Annotated in this window: 3 protein-coding genes; 2 read left to right on the top strand and 1 reads right to left on the bottom strand. The window is 44.3% G+C overall.

Annotation, left to right across the window (positions count from 1 at the left end; genetic code table 11):
- The first annotated feature begins 157 nt into the window (after positions 1-157).
- Positions 158-457 (top strand): hypothetical protein, encoded by a 300-nt coding sequence (locus tag VIP81_RS21730; RefSeq protein ID WP_331966243.1) that lies wholly within the window; start codon positions 158-160, stop codon positions 455-457.
- Positions 458-534: 77 nt separating this feature from the next.
- Entirely contained in the window at positions 535-1,074 is a 540-nt protein-coding gene (locus VIP81_RS21725; protein WP_331966240.1) for a hypothetical protein, read from the top strand.
- A 262-nt stretch (positions 1,075-1,336) separates the two neighbouring features.
- Here VIP81_RS21725 and VIP81_RS21720 read toward each other — a convergent pair.
- Positions 1,337-3,703 (bottom strand): alpha-ketoacid dehydrogenase subunit alpha/beta (locus VIP81_RS21720; RefSeq protein WP_331966238.1); only part of this gene is annotated, 2,367 nt, incomplete at its 5' end.

Raw genomic sequence — 3,703 nt, 5'->3', positions numbered from 1 at the left:
AAAAAAATGTTACTCGTTTGTCCGTATGGCTGGGTTAAAATAATAGTCTTCTGATTAGTCATTGTACAGGATAATGAGCCGCAAAGATATCAAATAAAAATGGGCCTAATTCACTTACAATTATCCACTATATTTATACCTTATATCACTATATGCTATGTTGAAATTTATTTCAAAATCCCACGCTTCTGTACTGGATGCCAATTCACTCGGAGATTTAATTGACAACCTCGATGCCCGTATCAGCAGCCCTGTGCTGAATAACCTGGTAGACACGCTGAACAAACATTATAGCAAAGTAAAATGCGCCGATCACAGAGACGCAGTAGTGACCGTACAGGTAGATTATCTGGGTCTTGGTGAAAAGCAGTTGACCTTTAAAACTATTGGATGCTGTTGCGATAAGTTTGAAGCAGAATTGCAGGAAAGATTGGGAGAGATAAAGGTGCGGGAATAACTGCCTGTGCATGTCGCCATCTCACTAAAAAAAATTATTATTTTACATGGCCAATATTCCATAAAAACAACGGCCCTATGATGATAAGTCCGGACATAGAAAACACCGAAGCCGGTATTATACCAGATGACCAGGGCAAACCACATGGACGGATTATAAAACTTTCCGGCGTGATGGGCAAAGAGGAAATAGCGTTATATCCTATCAAAGAATGCATAGGCGATACTTATCTCGGTATTATTCTGGAGTCCACGGTAGAGTATAACATGGTGCAGATATCTACCCTTTATCAACGCACAAAGTTGCTGGAAGGTGATGATATTATTTTTCATTTTGAAGATGAAAATGCTATCCGGCGTCGCTTTCAAATAAACGGTCATCACACTGGCGCCCGGAAAAGCAATACGTTTCTGATCAGCAACGATCAGCTGCTATATATCATCCATCATCCTTTACAAGGAATTGAAATCATAGACAACCATACCGGCATTAATACCTGCTATTATTTTGGAGCGCTCCCAACGCAGCAATACAACACACCCGATGATGGCAAAACACTTTTCCAAATCATGGCGCGAAGAATTGCCGGCGCAAAATTAATGATGATGGAAATATAGTGCTGAGATTGTTTTTGTACGCTTACATGAAATAATCATTAACTCCGCTCCCTCCCCTTCTTACATCCAAAAAATCCACACACCTTTGCTGCGCCATAATAGCAAAATATACTACTAAGCCTACCAACTGCTTAATTTTAAAGAGGCCATCATTTCAGCAGATAAATGCTGTTATGATGGCTTCGCCAATTCCGGGAATGCGTACAAAAAGAAAAGCCGGTTCCTATATCAGAAACCGGCTTCGTATTATTTCAGGCAGATGCTATTCCTGCATCATATCCATGATTACTTTCACTACTTCTTCTGTATTAGGTTTGGAGAAATAATCTCCATCAGAACCATAAGCCGGACGATGTGCCTGAGCACTCATCGTGCGTGGGGCTACATCAAGAAAACGGTAACCACCCTGTTTTTCTATTACCTGCTGGAACATGTAGGCGGTGCCACCACCAGGCACATCTTCATCAATAAAGAGGATGCGGTTGGTTTTCTTCAGTGATTCCACTATGCTGTGGTTGATATCGAAAGGCAGTAAAGTCTGCACATCGATCAATTCACAGGAAACACCCATTTCGTCTAATGTTACCATAGCTTCTTCAATAATACGCGTCATAGAACCGTAGGTAACAATGGTTACATCTGTTCCTGCATGCAGTATTTCAGGGATGCCTAATGGTACGGTATAAGATTCCAGGTTAGCAGGTAATTTCTCTTTTAAACGATAGCCGTTTAAAGATTCTATTACGAGGGCTGGCTCATTGGCTTGCAGGAGAGTATTGTACATGCCTGCTGCCTGCACCATGTTACGCGGTACGCATACGTACATACCACGGAGGGCGTTAATGATCATGCCCATGGGAGAACCACTATGCCAGATACCTTCCAGGCGATGGCCACGGGTACGGACAATGATCGGGCAATGCATAGTGCCCATAGTGCGGTACTGCAAGGAGGCCACATCATCGCTGAGTGGTTGTATGCCGTATAACAGGTAATCGAGGTATTGTATTTCCGCAATCGGGCGAAGGCCTCGTAAAGCCATACCAATCCCTTGTCCCATGATAGTGAGTTCGCGTATACCGGTATCGGCTATACGATCTTTACCATGTTTTTGCTGCAAGCCTGCGAAGCCCTGATTTACGTCACCTATTTTACCAACATCTTCTCCGAAAGCAAATACTTTAGGATTGTTGGTGATCAGCTGATCAAAATATTTATTCAGTATTTCATAGCCGTTAACGGTAATACCATCCGCTTCATAGGCAGCTGGTACAACGGGCACATTCAGCGCTGAGTTTACACCGGTGGCATGTAAATAGGAATTATAGGTATCCTTTTGTTCCTGCAGATAGGTGTCATAAAACTGTTGCAATGCCTGTATGTTGGCATCGGCTTTCAGGTGTTTATGTTTCAGCAGGATGGTGGCAGCGGCCTTTAAAATATCGCGGCGAAGGGGTTCGCGGTTATTCTGCAGGTCACGGATGGCCAGGTTAATCATGTTAACATCCACGCCCGCGGTTGTTGCCAATGGAGTTGCCAATGCAATAAACGACTGAACATGTTCCTTAATAGGCGCTACATATTTTTCCCAGGCTCCTTTGCGGGCTTCCTGTGCTTTTACTTTTGCTTCTGCCTCCACAGCGAGGAGAGTCTCCTCTTCGCATAACGCGTTTTCAATGATCCAGGAACGCATTTTTACATTACAGTCAAATTCTCTCTCCCAGGAAAGGCGTTCCTTGCTTTTGTAGCGTTCATGAGAGCCACTGGTGGAGTGACCCTGTGGCTGCGTGATTTCCTCCACATGAAACAGTGCAGGGACATGTGTTTCACGAATTTTGCGGATGGCCGCTTCAAATACTTCACACATGCCGGCATAATCCCAGCCCTTTACATTATATATATCAAAACCGTTGGAATCTTCCGTTTTACGGAATCCTTCCAGTGCAGCGCTGATAGAGTTTTTTGTTGTCTGATATTTACGGGGTACGGAAATACCATAGCCGTCATCCCATACAAATACGGCTAGTGGCACCTGCAGTACACCCGCAGCATTCATGGTTTCCCAGAAATGCCCTTCAGACGTAGAGGCGTCACCGATAGTAGCGAAACAGATTTCACTGCCATTGTTAGAGAGTCCTTTATATTGATGTAATGCTTCTACCTCACGAAACATTTTGGAGGCATAGGCCAATCCCAGTGCGCGGGGCATCTGGCTGGCCGTAGGTGCCATATCCGCAGCAGAGTTTTTCATTTCCATCAGATTCAGCCAGTTACCATCCTTACCAAGATTTGGGGTGGCGAAATGGGAATTCATCTGACGGCCGCCTGAAAACGGGTCGTTTTTCAGGTCCGGATCTGCATATAACTGCGAAAAAAATTGTTCGGGGGTAGCGATACCTGTAGCAAATGCAACAGTTTGGTCGCGATAATAACCGGAACGAAAGTCCCCTGGCTGAAAGTATTTTGACATTGCTATCTGCGCCACTTCCTTTCCATCTCCAAAAATGCCAAACTTTGCTTTCCCTGTAAGGACTTCCTTACGGGCCAGCAGACTAATTTCCCTGCTATCACAGGCCAACCTGTAATCATTTAGCACTTCCTTACGGAATTCTTCGAATGACAACCGGCT

The sequence above is a fragment of the Chitinophaga sp. genome (assembly GCF_036566945.1).
Taxonomy (GTDB): domain Bacteria; phylum Bacteroidota; class Bacteroidia; order Chitinophagales; family Chitinophagaceae; genus Chitinophaga.
The sequence above is the reverse complement of the archived record's forward strand: the minus strand, read 5'-3'. Positions and strand labels throughout refer to the sequence as shown.

Coding starts and splice junctions, on each gene's coding strand:
- VIP81_RS21725 (WP_331966240.1), top strand. CDS start 535: ATGATGATAAGTCCGGACATAGAAAACACCGAAGCCGGTATTATACCA.
- VIP81_RS21730 (WP_331966243.1), top strand. CDS start 158: ATGTTGAAATTTATTTCAAAATCCCACGCTTCTGTACTGGATGCCAAT.